This is a genomic window from Streptomyces sp. NBC_00457 (assembly GCF_036014015.1).
Classification (GTDB): Bacteria; Actinomycetota; Actinomycetes; order Streptomycetales; family Streptomycetaceae; genus Streptomyces.
Genome location: NZ_CP107905.1, coordinates 4,502,703 through 4,516,559 on the forward strand (window position 1 = coordinate 4,502,703; position 13,857 = coordinate 4,516,559).

Annotated in this window: 12 protein-coding genes; 6 read left to right on the forward strand and 6 right to left on the reverse strand. The window is 70.3% G+C overall.

The genetic code is table 11. The annotated features are described in order from the left end of the window. The first annotated feature begins 59 nt into the window (after positions 1-59). A complete protein-coding gene (locus OG828_RS20250; RefSeq protein ID WP_328501930.1) occupies positions 60-1,688 on the forward strand; it encodes a PspC domain-containing protein in 1,629 nt (542 codons plus the stop codon). Further along, complete coding sequence (locus OG828_RS20255) at positions 1,675-1,941, forward strand: hypothetical protein (RefSeq protein ID WP_328438958.1); 267 nt, start codon at positions 1,675-1,677, stop codon at positions 1,939-1,941. Before OG828_RS20250 ends, OG828_RS20255 begins: the two co-directional genes overlap by 14 nt. A 3-nt stretch (positions 1,942-1,944) precedes the next feature. On the opposite strand, the gene OG828_RS20260 is transcribed toward OG828_RS20255, so the two are convergent. Next, positions 1,945-2,475 (reverse strand): DoxX family protein, encoded by a 531-nt coding sequence (locus OG828_RS20260; protein WP_210572894.1) that lies wholly within the window; start codon positions 2,473-2,475, stop codon positions 1,945-1,947. A gap of 118 nt (positions 2,476-2,593) precedes the next feature. Beyond that, entirely contained in the window at positions 2,594-3,889 is a 1,296-nt protein-coding gene (locus OG828_RS20265) for a hypothetical protein (protein ID WP_328358604.1), read from the reverse strand. A gap of 237 nt (positions 3,890-4,126) precedes the next feature. On the opposite strand from OG828_RS20265, the gene OG828_RS20270 reads away from it, so the two are divergent. Then, positions 4,127-5,011, forward strand: a complete 885-nt coding sequence (locus OG828_RS20270; RefSeq protein WP_328358607.1) for a DUF4429 domain-containing protein — start codon at positions 4,127-4,129, stop codon at positions 5,009-5,011. A gap of 30 nt (positions 5,012-5,041) precedes the next feature. Here OG828_RS20270 and OG828_RS20275 read toward each other — a convergent pair whose 3' ends face one another. Beyond that, positions 5,042-5,836, reverse strand: coding sequence for a class II aldolase/adducin family protein (locus OG828_RS20275; RefSeq protein ID WP_328358610.1), 795 nt, complete (start codon positions 5,834-5,836; stop codon positions 5,042-5,044). A gap of 139 nt (positions 5,837-5,975) precedes the next feature. Between OG828_RS20275 and OG828_RS20280 the strand changes: the two genes are divergently transcribed. After that, positions 5,976-6,449, forward strand: coding sequence for a pyridoxamine 5'-phosphate oxidase family protein (locus OG828_RS20280; protein WP_328501931.1), 474 nt, complete (start codon positions 5,976-5,978; stop codon positions 6,447-6,449). 18 nt (positions 6,450-6,467) lie between these two features. Here OG828_RS20280 and guaA read toward each other — a convergent pair whose 3' ends face one another. Beyond that, a complete protein-coding gene (guaA, locus tag OG828_RS20285) occupies positions 6,468-8,048 on the reverse strand; it encodes a glutamine-hydrolyzing GMP synthase (RefSeq protein ID WP_328501932.1) in 1,581 nt (526 codons plus the stop codon). A 314-nt stretch (positions 8,049-8,362) separates the two neighbouring features. Here guaA and OG828_RS20290 point away from each other — a divergent pair, with 314 nt between their 5' ends. Both OG828_RS20290 and OG828_RS20295 read left to right on the forward strand, forming a co-directional pair. Continuing rightward, positions 8,363-8,650: a chorismate mutase gene (locus OG828_RS20290; RefSeq protein ID WP_328358619.1), complete on the forward strand. Its 288-nt coding sequence runs from the start codon at positions 8,363-8,365 to the stop codon at positions 8,648-8,650. A 581-nt stretch (positions 8,651-9,231) separates the two neighbouring features. Continuing rightward, on the forward strand, positions 9,232-10,236 hold the full coding sequence (locus OG828_RS20295; protein WP_328501933.1) for a cell wall protein: 1,005 nt from the start codon (positions 9,232-9,234) through the stop codon (positions 10,234-10,236). An 85-nt stretch (positions 10,237-10,321) separates the two neighbouring features. On the opposite strand, the gene OG828_RS20300 is transcribed toward OG828_RS20295, so the two are convergent. Together OG828_RS20300 and OG828_RS20305 are read right to left on the reverse strand one after the other, a co-directional pair. After that, entirely contained in the window at positions 10,322-12,100 is a 1,779-nt protein-coding gene (locus OG828_RS20300; protein WP_328501934.1) for a GMC family oxidoreductase, read from the reverse strand. A 77-nt stretch (positions 12,101-12,177) separates the two neighbouring features. Further along, positions 12,178-13,791: a succinic semialdehyde dehydrogenase gene (locus OG828_RS20305; RefSeq protein WP_328501935.1), complete on the reverse strand. Its 1,614-nt coding sequence runs from the start codon at positions 13,789-13,791 to the stop codon at positions 12,178-12,180. Positions 13,792-13,857: the final 66 nt, after the last annotated feature.

Sequence of the window (13,857 nt, forward strand, 5' to 3'; positions counted from 1 at the left end):
GGGTCCGGCCAGGGTCGTTCCGACTCCCGCCGAGGCACTGCGCCCGTCACCATGGACTCATGACAGATCACCAGCACGCCGCGACGGGTCCGGGACCCGGCTCCGGCCCACGCCCCGCCCCGGGCACCGGGCAGGACGCCACGGACGCGCCCGGCACCGAGGGAAAGGAGCCTCGCGCGTACGAGAAGGGGGGCGCGCAGGCGCCCGGCCCGACCACGGCATCCGAAGCGAACGACGCACCCGCCGCGACCGGAGGTGAAGGGACGACCGCCGCGACCGGAGCCGAAGAGGCGGCCACCGCGCCCGACCAGCCCGCCGACGCATCCGGCCGGCCGACCAACACACCCCGCCCACCCACCGACGCACCCGCCCAGCCAGCCGACGCAACCGCCCAGCCCGCCGACGTCCCCGGTCCGCCTCACCGCTTCCGGCGGGATCGGTCGCACAAGATGCTGGCCGGGGTGTGTGCCGGGCTCGGGCGGCAGTGCGACATGGATCCGGTGATCTTCCGGATCACGCTGGCGGTGCTGTCGGCGACCGGTGGCCTCGGTCTCATCTTCTACGGCTTCGCCTGGCTCTTCGTCCCGTACGAGGACGAGGAGCAGAACGAGGTGCGCAAGCTGCTGACCGGCAGGGTCGACGGCCAGGCGCTGACGGCCGTGCTGTTCGCGCTGGTGGGCTGCGGGGTGTTCTTGACCCTGCTGAACAACGGCGGGGTGCTGACCTTCGCCGTGGTCCTCTCCCTGCTCCTCGCGGGCGCCGCCTACTGGTCCCGGCACCGCGGCACGCCCGACCCCGACCCCCTGGCCGCCCAGGCGGTCGCGGACGCCCCGCCGGAGGCACAGGCCCCGCCCGTCCCCACCGTCTACCCGTCCTGGTGGCGCGACCCCATCGTCAAGGACGGCACGCACGAGGGCGGGACGGGCTATCTCTGGGGCCCGGGGGACTCCCACGCCCGCGACATCGCCGCGGCCGTCAACATCGGCCTCGGCCCATGGGGCAACAGCCCCGACGACATACGCCGCCGCACCCCCGTCCAGGCAGCGCGTCCGCGCGGCCCCCGCTGGATCGGCGGCTGGGTCTCCCTGCTCGCCCTCCTCGCCGGCGGCCTGGGCACCCGCCTCACCTGGGACGAACACCCCCTCGGCACCAGCCTCCAGACCGGGCTCGCCTGCGCGCTCATCGTCCTCGGCCTGGGCATAGCCGTCAGCGCGTTCCTGGGCCGCACGGGAGCCGGTTCGTTCTTCCTCGCGGTCTTCACGGCGAGTCTGCTCGCCGCGGCGGCCGCGATACCGAAGGACATCAGCACGCAGTGGATAGAGGAGACATGGCGCCCCACCGCGGTGGCGGACGTGCGGCAGCACTACGAGCTGGGCACAGGCGTCGGCACGCTCGACCTGACGGAAGTGCCCCTCGCCAAGGGCCGAACGGTCGACACGGGCGCCGACGTCGGCGTGGGCCGGCTGAAGGTGATCGTGCCGAAGGACGTGACCGTGAAGGTGACCATCGACGTGGGCGTGGGCGACATCCAACTGCCGGGCGACGAGCAACAGGACGTGGACGTGGAACCGGGCCGACACCAGGAACTGACCCTCACACCGCCCTCGGGCACCAAGAGCACCGGCACACTCGACCTCGATCTCCGGGTCGGCGTCGGACAGGCGGAGGTGAGCCGTGCTACGTCATGAGGTCCAGCCCGGCCGACTGGTCGCCGGCGCCTTCCTGACCCTCGCGGGCATCATCTACGCCGGCGACGCGGGCGGCGCCTGGGAGACACCGTGGTTCGCGGTGATACCGCTCGTCGTGATCGGCTTCTGCCTGGCAGCCACGGTGGGTGGTCTGACCCGGGGCATACGCCGCCGCAGACGCCGAACCGGCGCACCCGGCCCGACCGGGGCCCAGCCGCAAGCACCGGGCCACAACCCCACGCAGGCGGGCTGAGGGTTACCGAAATGCCCCCGTCCGCTGTCGTCGTCGCCCTCGTAGCGCGGCGTCCAGCGACAGCATGGGCGCGCCCGCGAGGACGAGAGGCAGCCAGGCCATCAGGTAGGCGAGGTCATTGCCGTAGTAGTAGGGCTCGGTGGCCCAGCTCACGGTCAGCCACAGACTGAGGGAGATGAGCGCACCGCCCAGCGCGGCGATGCGGGTGAGCAGGCCGATCAGTGTGCCGATGCCGACGGCCAGCTCGCCGAAGGCGATGGCGTAGCCGAAGCCGACGGGGTTCTTGAGCGCCTGGTCGACCAGGGCCGGGATCGCCGATGAGTCACGCACCGTACGCATCAGATCGCCGACGGACCCGGAACCGGAGTCCTTCATGAAGGCGCTGTCGGTGAGTTTGTCCAGGCCGGCGTAGATGAAGGTGACGCCGAGGAAGACTCGGAGCGGTAGCAGGGCGTAACGGGTGGCGGTGTCCCGCCAGTCGCGGCCGCCGTCGAGATAGGGGGAGTGCGTGTCCGTACGAATGCCGTGAGTCATCGCTCGTAGCCGCCTCTCGCCCGCTGTGACGTGACCCCTCAAATGACGATACGCACGAAGAGGCTGCCCCGCTCAACCTCGTCCAGACCAGTTTTTCCGACTTGGTCCAGCTTCCGCGTCACTCCGTCACATCGATCGCGTACCGATTCGTCTCGGCCCCCGCGGCCGTCACCACCTGAACGTCCAGCCGCCCGGGCTCCACGTCCACCGGCACCGGCACCGTGAGCACCGCGTCCGTGGGGTTGCTGAACCCGCCGGTCACCGGCACCAGCGGTACATGCACATGGACCGCACCGATCCGGACGACCATCCGCGCCAACCGGTCCGCGCCCTGCGCTCCCGGCGGCACGAATCCGGCTCCCCGGATCTCGATGTCGTCGCCGGTGCGGATGGGCGCGTCCAGAGCACCGGTCTCCCGGGACCGCACGACCGAAAGGATCACCGGCCGACCCCCTTCCGCGTACTTCCCGGCCACATACGTCGCCGCCGACACCAGCACCACGACCGCCAGCCCCCACGGCAGATCGGGCAGCTGATCCGGCCGTCGCGCCAGCCGCACCGCCGCGAACAGCAACGCGACCCCGCTGATCACGACGTACTGAAGGTCGGCGAACGACCCCCGCCCCGAGTCGTCCGTCAGCAGGTCGGCAGCCCGTGGCCGGTCCGCCCGTACCTTCTGCAGCCGTTGCCCCAGCACCCGCATCCCGACGACCCGCCGCACCAGCACCGCGATCCCGCAGACCACGGCGAGCACGGTCACGACCCCGGCACCCCGGGCGAGTTCGAGCCCGGCGATCAGCGCGTCCCGCTCCTCGTGCCCGGAGGCCGCCGCGAGACGGCCGGCCAGCACCAGCACTGCGTACGCCACGAACAGCACCCACGCCCCGGCCACCGCACGCGACGTGGACAGCCGGTTGTCCTCACCGATGACCGGCGCGAGCGCACCGCCGCGCGCCCGGTGGAACCACGAGGCCGCCGTCAAGGCACCGGCCACGACCAACGCGGCGAGCAGCCCGGCGGTCCGCGCACTCGTCCAGCCCGCGCCGATCGCGGTGAGCGCCTGGGCGAGCAAGAGCAGCAGGGCCAGCGCCCCCACGGCACAGGACGTATGCCACCACAGGCGGACGAGCCAGGCGTCGCCCTCGGCACGGCCGCGTTCGGCGACGAGTTCGGCGGACTGGGCCAACTCCTCGGACACCCACTGGCGGGAGGCCGAGGCGGAGTGCGCCACGGCGGCGGGCAGCCCTTGCCCCGCCGCGAACTCGTCCCGCTTCAGCAGGAATTCGGCGACGGCCCGCCGATGCCCCGCACGGGCCCCGTGCGGACAGTCACCACACGTGCAGCCACCCCGATGCCCACCCGTCGGCCCGCCCGAGTCAGCACCCCCACCCTGTCTCGCCTCCTGCACCGCCACGCATCCTCCTCAGACGCCATCAGATCCCGAACGAACACACGAACCCACGAACCGAACCGAACAACCCACGAACCGAACCCAAGAACCCACGAACCCGGCGAAAAGGCCCCCGACCCACGAATCCCCCACGACGACTGCGAATTGTGCCCTACCACACCCACCCCCCCATCCGGCAGGTCAGGTCACCGCGAGGGAAAGGGAGGCCCGCCGTGTTGACCCTGCTGCGAGAATTTCCCTATGGCCGAGATCATCCAGCGCGACGGGACCTGGGCCTTCGACGGCAGCACGGTCAGGATCACGCCGGGCCTGCACCGCTCCGTGCCACTGTTCCGGCAGACGTACGGAGAGATCGCCGTGCCGCTGGAGGCCGTCTCCGGCATCGTCTTCGAGCCCGAACGCAAGCGCGGCCGGCTCCGGATGCGGCTGAGGGAAGGCGCCGACCCCCTCCTCCAGGCGACGGGCGGCCGGCTGCCCGACGCGGCCGACCCGTACCGGCTGGTCGTGGACATCGACCGCTCCGGAGTCGCCGAGTACGTGGCCGAGGAGATCCGCCGCGCGCTGCTCCTGGACCAGATCCCGAGCGACCCGGCCAAGACCTATCTGCTGCCGGGCCCGCCGGTGCCCGTCTCGGTCCGCTCCTCCGACGGGACGGTCTCCTTCGACGGTACGCAGGTGCGGATCGACTGGTCCGACACCTCCGACCGCGTCAAACGCGCGACGGGCCCACGGATCATCAACATCGGCGACCTCGAACAGGTCGAGTGGCTGCCCAACTCCGGCTACGAGGACGGCTTCCTGCGCTTCGTGACCCGCGAGACGGTGTTCTCCAAACTGCCGCCGGAGAAGGACCCGTTCGCCCTGGACCTGTGGGGCAGCGCCCGCCGCGACCTGCTCACGGCCCTGGTCGCCACCGCGGTCACCGCGCGACTGCCGCACCCGTCGACCCGCACGGGCAGCGATTACGCGGACCGCCGCCAACTGACGGCCGCCGTACCGCCGCAGGCCGACCACCACGACGTACTCCTGCGCCGGCTGCGGGAACTGGGCGAACTGCACCGCGACGGCGTCCTCACCGACGAGGAGTTCGCGATGACCAAGGCGGCGGTGCTACGAGGCTTTTGAGCCGCCGCCACCCCCAACACGCCCTACGCCCTACGACAACAAGTCCGGCTCACTGCGGCTGACGTCCTGCCACAACGGCTGATAGTTGATCCACGCCACCAGATCCCCGCCCAACTGCTCCCGCGTGGCCACCGCGGCCTTGTGGTCGATGAGGAACGGCCGCCCGGCCGCCTTCGCCGTCAGCTGCACCTTGCAGGACCGCTCCAGCGACAGGAACCACCAGGCCGCCGCGTCGACCGAGTCCCCCACCGTCAGCAGCCCGTGGTTGCGGAGGATCAGCGCCTTGCGCGAGGCGAGCGCGTCGGCGATGCGGCGGCCCTCCTCGGCGTCGACGGCGACGCCGGTGTAGGCGTCGTAGAGGGCGTGGTCCTCGTAGAAGGCGCAGCTCTCCTGGGTGATCGGGTCCAGCAGATCGCCGAGGGCCGACAGCGCCCGCCCGTACACCGAGTGGCAGTGGGCGACCGCGACAACGTCGGGCCGGGCCGCGTGCACCTGCGCGTGGACGGTGAACGCGGCCTGGTTGACGTGATAGCGGCCCTCGATCACCTGCCCGTCGGCGTTGACGAGCACCAGGTCGCTCACGGTGACGTGCTTGAACGGCATCCCGAACGGATTGACCCAGAAGCAGTTGCTGTACTCCGGGTCGCGCGCGGTGATGTGCCCCGAGACACCGTCCTCGAAGCCGAGCCGCCCGAAGATCCGCAGCGCGCCCGCGAGCCGCTCCTTGCGATGCCGGCGCTCGTCGTCGACCGACTCGTGCATCGGCGGCATGGCGAACTGCAGCCGGTCGGTGGGCAGCGGCGTGGGCGGTGTGGGCCCGTGCATAGGTTCCTCCTGCACTGGGTTCCTTTACGGGGCGGAAGTTACCGTCGGTCAGCGCAGGAGAACAGGGGTGATGTGTAAAGAAGCAGCGTGCAATCGAAATCGGACAGAAGGTGTCGGGTATCGGCGGCACACTCGCCGTATGACAAAGAACTGGGCGGCCTTCGTCACCGCGGAACCCGACCTCGCCAAGACCGTCGAGGAGCGATTCGGCGCCTTCACCCACCACATCCTCGCCACCCTCCGCAAGGACGGCTCTCCCCGCACCACCGGCCTGGAGGTCCGCTTCCTGAACGGCGAGCTCTGGCTCGGCATGATGCCGGACTCCCGCAAGGCCCTCGACCTGCACCGCGACCCGCGTTTCGCGCTCCAGGCGAACCCCGGGGAAGGGCAGTCCATGGGCGGTGGCGATGTGCGGATCAGCGGGCGGGCGATCGAGGTCACCGACCCGGAGACCAAGGCCGGATACGGCGAAGAGGTGGAACCGCCGGAGCCGTTCCACCTCTTCCGCACCGCGCTGACGGAGGTCGTACGGACCTACGTCGAGGACGACAAGTACCTGGTCGTCGAGGTCTGGAAGCCCGGCGAGCCGGTGCGCGTCATCAAACGCACCTGAACACCGGAGAATCCGGGGTCACTCCCACTCGATCGTCCCCGGCGGCTTGCTCGTCACGTCGAGCACGACCCGGTTGACGTCCGCGACCTCGTTCGTGATCCGCGTCGAGATCTTCGCGAGCACGTCGTACGGCAGTCGCGACCAGTCGGCCGTCATCGCGTCCTCGCTGGAGACCGGGCGCAGGACGATCGGGTGGCCGTACGTCCGGCCGTCGCCCTGGACGCCGACGCTGCGGACGTCCGCGAGCAGGACGACCGGGCACTGCCAGATGTCACGGTCGAGCCCGGCCGCGGTCAGCTCCTCGCGGGCGATGGCGTCGGCCTCGCGCAGCAGGTCGAGCCGCTCCTTCGTCACGTCGCCGACGATACGGATGCCAAGACCCGGGCCCGGGAACGGCTGCCGCTGGACGATCTCGTCCGGCAGGCCCAGCTCCTGGCCGACCATCCGGACCTCATCCTTGAACAGCTTGCGCAGCGGCTCGATCAGCTGGAACTCGAGGTCTTCCGGCAGCCCGCCCACATTGTGGTGGGACTTGATGTTGGCGGTGCCGGTGCCACCACCGGACTCGACCACGTCCGGGTACAGGGTCCCCTGCACGAGGAATTCCACCGCCGGACCCTCGTCCGCGATGATCTCGGCCTGCGCCTGCTCGAAGACGCGGATGAACTCGCGGCCGATGATCTTCCGCTTCTCCTCGGGGTCGGAGACACCCTTCAAAGCGGACAGGAACCGCTCCTGAGCATCCACGACCTTCAGCTGTACGCCGGTCGCGGCCACGAAGTCCTTCTCGACCTGCTCGGTCTCGCCCTTGCGCATCAGGCCGTGGTCGACGTACACGCAGGTCAGCTGGGAGCCGATGGCCTTCTGTACGAGGGCGGCGGCGACGGCGGAGTCCACGCCGCCGGACAGCCCGCAGATGGCGCGCTTGTCGCCGACCTGCTCACGGATCGCGGCGACCTGCTCCTCGATCACATTGCCGGTGGTCCAGCTCGGGGTCAGCCCGGCACCCCGGTACAGGAAGTGCTCCAGCACCTGCTGGCCGTGCGTGGAGTGCATGACCTCCGGGTGGTACTGGACGCCGTACAGCTTCTTCTCGTCGTTCTCGAAGGCGGCGACCGGGACGACGTCCGTGGAGGCCGTCACGCTGAAGCCCTCGGGGGCGGCGGAGCAGGCGTCGCCGTGCGACATCCACACGGACTGCTCGGCCGGCGTGCCCTCGAAGAGGGTGGAGCCGGACTTGCTGACATGCAGGTCCGTACGGCCGTACTCGCGCGCCCCCGTGTTGTCGACCGTGCCGCCGAGCGACGTCGCCATCAGCTGGAAGCCGTAGCACATGCCGAAGACGGGGACGCCGGACTCGAAGATCTCGCGGTCGAGGCGCGGGGCGCCCTCCGCGTACACCGACGAAGGGCCGCCGGACAGGATGATCGCCGCCGGGTTCTTGGCGAGCATCTCCGCCACCGGCATGGTGCTCGGCACGATCTCGCTGTAGACCCGGGCCTCGCGGACGCGACGGGCGATGAGCTGGGCATACTGCGCGCCGAAGTCGACGACCAGGACGGTGTCGGGGGCGGCGGCAGCAGGGGTCGCTGATGACACGGGTTGCCTTCCGGCGGCTTGACAAGGGCTGTGCCACCGATTCTAACGGGGTATACGTGCACCCCTCCCGTCTCAGGATGCGAACCGGATTGGCCGTCACCGACGGCCACGTCATACTGACCCCATGCTCACGCACACGAAGACCTTCGTCTTTACCTATGGCACCCGGCCCGCCGGCTGCCATGGTCGTGCTGCTTGAGAGACTGACAAGCGACTCACCAGGCGCCCCGGGCCGACAAGGCCCGGGGCGCCTGACGTTTTCCGGGTCGTGTCGATCCGGGGCACCCTGCCCAGCCCTATGGAGGAGCCCCGAGATGACCACCACCGCAACGGAGAAGACCGGCGCGCACACCCGCGAGGCCGCCGAGACGATCACCGGCGCCCGTGAGCGCATCGACGCACTCGACGACCGGATCATCGGCCTGATCCAGGAACGGATGGCCGTCTCCGCCGTCGTCCAGGAGGCCCGGATCGCCTCCGGCGGCCGGCGCGTGAACCTCTCCCGCGAGATGGAGATCCTCGCCCACTACAGGGAGGCGCTGGGCAAGCCGGGCACCTCGCTGGCGATGACCCTGCTGGAGCTGTGCCGCGGCAAGATCTGAAACCGCGTTCCCGGCACAGACGTGCGCATTCCTCTCACCCGTACGGCGCGTGACCGGCGTGCAAAAGGGTTCGTTGGTCTCGATGTCCGTGCCAGCCAGGGGCGGGCCCGAAGAACCACGCGTGGCTCGCTGGTGACCGGACGGCAGGGGACAGCAGCCCGGTCGCCCAGGAGAACGGCCGGCTCCGGGGACGCCCGGGGCCGGCCGGCGGGAAGATAGACCCCCAGGATCCCCCCGGACAGGGCCAAGGAAACGTACAAGGATGGGTCAAAAGGTTGCGGAGGTCCCGCCCGTCCAGCACGATGCGTAACAAGCCTCTGCCAAAGGTCGAGACCAGGCAAGCGGCGCAACCCCCCGGCGCCGCTCCCCAGGCACCGGCGCTGCCCTGACGTCGGTGCTGACCAAAGAAGGGCCCCGCGGCTCACGCCCGCGGGGCCCTTCTGCATGACCCGGGCGGTCACCCAGTGACTCAGGCCACATAAGAATTCCGTGAAGCGGAGGGCAACCTTTCACAGGGTTCGCGGATCAAACCAGGCGTATCAAGGGCCACACCCGTGTCGTATGGACTATTCGAGGGCTGCATGAAGCTTCGCCGTGCCATGGCGGTCGCGGCCGCGACGGCTGCGATATCGCCGTTCGCGCTGCTGTCCGCGCCCGCCGCGTTCGCGGAGGGGTCGGCTTCCCCGACTCCCACCGAGACCGTCACCGAGACGCCCTCCGGGACGGCGAGCGACACGGCCACGGCGACACCGAGCACCACCACGCTCCCGACGGGCACCACGTCGGCCGTCGCCGCCCCGACGAGTTCCGCGCCGACCGGGAGTGCCACGCCCTCCGCCTCCGCGAGCCAGTCGGGCCGGCCCGAGCCGAGCGAGGAGCCGGACGTCCCGTTCTGCGAGGAAGTCGACCAGGACTTCGCCGACGCCAAGGTGTCCGCGGACGTCAAGGGCCTGCCCGGCAAGATCGTCGCGGGTGACGGCTTCCACGGCTTCAAGCTGATCGTCACCAACGAGTCCGGCACGGACGTCGAGGACCTCGCCTTCTACGCCGAGGTCGAGAACTTCGAGCTCGACGAGTCGAAGTATCTGAGCCCCTACGTCGACCTGGAGTTCAAGAACCCCGAGTCCGGCTCCTGGGAGCGGATCGGGGACTCCGAGTGGGCCGGTGACCTTTTCTTCGCCGTCGAGACGCTGAAGTCGAAGGCCAGCCAGACGCTGGATCTGCGCGTCAGCATCGACGCCAAGGCCCCTGCCGGTGACGCCTACTCCTTCGGCTCCGGTGCCTACCTCGACAACGTCGACGGCCAGGACTGCATCGCCGAGGGCTGGGCCCAGGACGACTTCGAGGTCCTGAAGGCCGGCTCCGCCAACCCGGACCCGGGGACCGCCACGCCGGGTGACAACGGCGGCAAGGGCCCGGGGAAGAAGCCGCAGGGCAGCATCTCCGACCTGCCGACCGGCAACCTCGCCGACACCGGCGCGAGCTCCGCGCTGCCGGCCATCGGCCTGGTCAGCGGCGTCGCCATCGTCGCCGGTGCGGGCGCGGTCTTCGCGATGCGCCGACGGAAGGCCGGCGCGAACGCGTAACCGGAGCTTCCCGCAAGACTAAGAAGGACCTGCGCTCGGAGGGGGGCGCAGGTCCTTCTTGCTGCTACCGGCTTGTTGGTACCGGTCACTTCTTCGGCGGCACCGCCGGTATCCCCAGGAACGGCAACTTCAGCGCGCCGAACGCGTCCGCCGGGACCGTCGGCGACTTGGGCTCGACCGGCTTCAGCCGCTCGTACGGCACGCCCTGCGCGGGACGCGGGTCGTCCTCGCCCTTGTTGGGCCAGAACGACATCGCCCGCTCGGCCTGGGCGGTGATGGTGAGGGACGGGTTCACGCCCAGGTTGGCGGAGACCGCGGCGCCGTCGACGACGGAGATGCCGGGGTGGCCGTAGAGGCGGTGGTATGGGTCGATCACGCCGGTCTCGGGTGAGTCGCCGATCGGGCAGCCGCCGAGGAAGTGGGCGGTCAGCGGGGTGCCCATCAGTTCGCCGACGTTGGAACCGGCGAAGCCGTTGATCGACTCCGCGATCGCCGACGCCGCCTGTGAAGCCGCCTTGATCTGCTTGGGGTTGGGGGCGCCATGGCCCTGGCGTGCGGTCAGCAGGCCTTTGCCGACGCCGTCCGGTTTCAGGTACGTCGTCAGGGAGTTGTCCAGCGACTGCATCACCAGGCCGATGATGGTCCGCTCCGACCAGCGGCGGTTGGAGAGGGAGCGCAGGACGAGGAGCGGGTGCCGGGCGGAGTTCTTCAGCCAGGCCGCGACGCGGGACCCGCCGTCCACGTAGGGGACCTGGAGGATCGACAGGCCGCCCATCGAGTTGGAGCCCTTGCCGTAGCGGACCGGCTCGATGTGCGTGTTGGCGTCCGGGTGGATCGAGGACGTGATGGCGACCCCGCGGGTGAAGTCGGCCTTCCGCTCGCCGGTGACCTTGCGGTAGCGCCGGTTGTCGGTCTGCGCGCCGACCAGTGCCTCGGAGTTGGTGCGGGTCAGTTCGCCCAACCGGCCCGAGATGTATGGGAGTTGGCCGGTCGCTTTCATGCGGTGCAGCAGGGTCTGGGTGCCGTAGGTACCGGCGGCGAGGACGACCCGGCGGGCCTTGAAGGTGCGGCCCTCGCCCTTCTTCTTGTCGTCGGTCGGCAGCGTGGCCACCGCGTACCCGCCCTGCGAGTCGTCCGTGACCGACACGACCGTCGTCATCGGGTGCACGACCGCGCCCGCCTTCTCGGCGAGATAGAGGTAGTTCTCGTTGAGGGTGTTCTTGGCGCCGTGGCGGCAGCCGGTCATGCACTCGCCGCACTCGTTGCAGGCCCTGCGCACGGGGCCCGCGCCGCCGAAGTACGGGTCGCCGGCCTGCTCGCCGGGCGCGGCCTTCGTGGTCCCGTCGGCGTCCTTGCCGTCCCCGAAGAACACGCCGACCGGCGCGAGGTGGAAGGTGTCACCGACGCCCATCCGCTCGGCGGCCGCCTTCAGATGTACGTCGGACGGGGTCATGGTCGGGTTGAGCCGTACGCCGAGCATGCGCTGGGCCTGGTCGTAGTACGGCCGCAGCTCCTCCTGCCAGTCGGTGATGTCACGCCACTGGGGGTCCTCGAAGAACGGCTTCGGCGGTACGTAGAGGGTGTTGGCGTAGTTGAGCGAGCCGCCGCCGACGCCGGCGCCCGCCAGCACCATGACGTTGCCCAGCAGGTGGATGCGCTGGAGGCCGAACATTCTGAGCCGGGGGGCCCAGAGGTAGTTCTTCAGGTCCCAGGAGTTCTTGGGGAGGGTTTCGGGGGTGAAGCGGCGGCCGGCTTCCAGGACGCCTACGGTGTAGCCCTTTTCGGTGAGGCGGAGGGCGGTCACTGAGCCGCCGAAGCCGGAGCCGACGACTATGACGTCGTAGTCGTAGGTGTCCTGGGGCACGTGTGCTCCTCGTTGAGTGTCCGTGCGGGTGATCGGTGGCTGGTCGCGCAGTTCCCCGCGCCCCTATCGGGGCACCTTTACCTGAACCGGAATGCCTTCATCAGCCGGAGACTGCGGCTCATGAAGGCCGCGTACTTCTCGTCGTCCATTCCCAGTGACGGGGCCATCGGCAGCAGTCGCTGGTGGGCCACCGTCTGGGCCTCCGTGTACTTGAGGATGCCCTCGGAGCCGTGGCGGCGGCCGAGGCCGGAGTCCTTCATGCCGCCCATCGGGGACTGGACGCTGCCGTAGGCGGGGGCGTAGCCCTCGTTGACGTTGACGGTGCCGGTGCGCAGGCGGGCGGCGACCGCGCGGCCGCGGGTGCCGTTCTTCGTCCAGACGGAGGAGTTCAGGCCGTACGGCGTGGAGTTGGCGAGTTCGACGGCCTCGTCCTCGGTCTTGAAGCGGTAGAGGGAGACGACGGGGCCGAAGGTCTCCTCCGTGCAGACCGACATGGGTTCCGTGACGCCGTCGAGGATGGTGGGCTCGTAGAAGTACGGGCCGATGTCGGGGCGGGCCACGCCGCCCGCGACGACCTTCGCACCCTTCTCCACGGCCTCGTCGACGTGCCGCGTCACGGTCTCCAGCTGGCGTTCGCCGACCAGCGATCCCATGTCGGCGCCGTAGGCGAGGGACGTGCCGAGCCGCATCGCCTTGGTGCGGGTGGCGAAGCGTTCCAGGAAGGCGTCGGCGATCGACTCATGGACGTACAACCGCTCGATGGAGATGCACAGTTGGCCGGCGGAGGAGAAGCAGGCGCGCACCGCGCCGGCCGCCGCCTTGTCGATGTCGGCGTCGTCGAGGACCAGCATGGCGTTCTTGCCGCCGAGTTCGAGGGAGACGCCGATCAGCCGGGCGGCGGCGCCCTGGGCGACCTCGCGGCCGGTGCGGGTGGAACCGGTGAAGGAGACGTAGTCGGCGTGCTTGACGAGTTCCGGGCCGACGACGGGGCCCTCGCCGAGGACGACCTGGAAGACGTCGGCGGGCAGTCCGGCCTCGCTCAGCAGGTCCCGGGCCCACAGCGCGGTCAGGCACGTCTCCGTGTCCGGCTTCATGACGACCGCGTTGCCCGCGACGAAGGCGGGGAGCGCGTCGCCGACGGAGAGTTCGAGGGGGTAGTTCCAGGGGGCGATCTGGCCCACGACGCCGCGCGGGTGGCGCAGTTCGGTGACGCGGGTGAGCGTGGGCACGGCGCCGGCGTGCCGCTTGGGCCGGAGATACGCGGGCGCCCTACGGCCGTAGTGGCGGGCCGCGACGGCCACCGCCTGCACTTCCTCGTGGGCGTGCAGCCGCGCCTTGCCGGTCTCCAGCTGGATGAGGTCGAGGACCTCGGCCTGGCGTTCCAGCACCAGGTCGTGGAAGCGGAGCAGGACGGCGGCGCGCTGCCGCACCGGAACCTGCGCCCAGACGGACTGGGCCTTGCGGGCCGCCTCGAAGGCCTGCCGTACGTCCTCCGGTGTGGACTCGGGCAGGTCGGCCAGCTTCTCGCCGGTGAACGGCGTGTGGTTGGCGGTCCGGCCGGATCCGGCCACGCCCTTGGTGAGCTGCGCGATCAGCTCGGGGGTGACCACGTCGGCGGCGGTACGGGCGCCCGCGGGGGCGGGGGCGAGCGGGTTGGTGCCGGTCTTTACCGGGGCCTGCGAGTCCGTCATGAGCCGCAGGGTATGCCGCGGCGGAGGCTTTGTGTACCCGGCGGTAATAGGGATTCACCGAGTGCT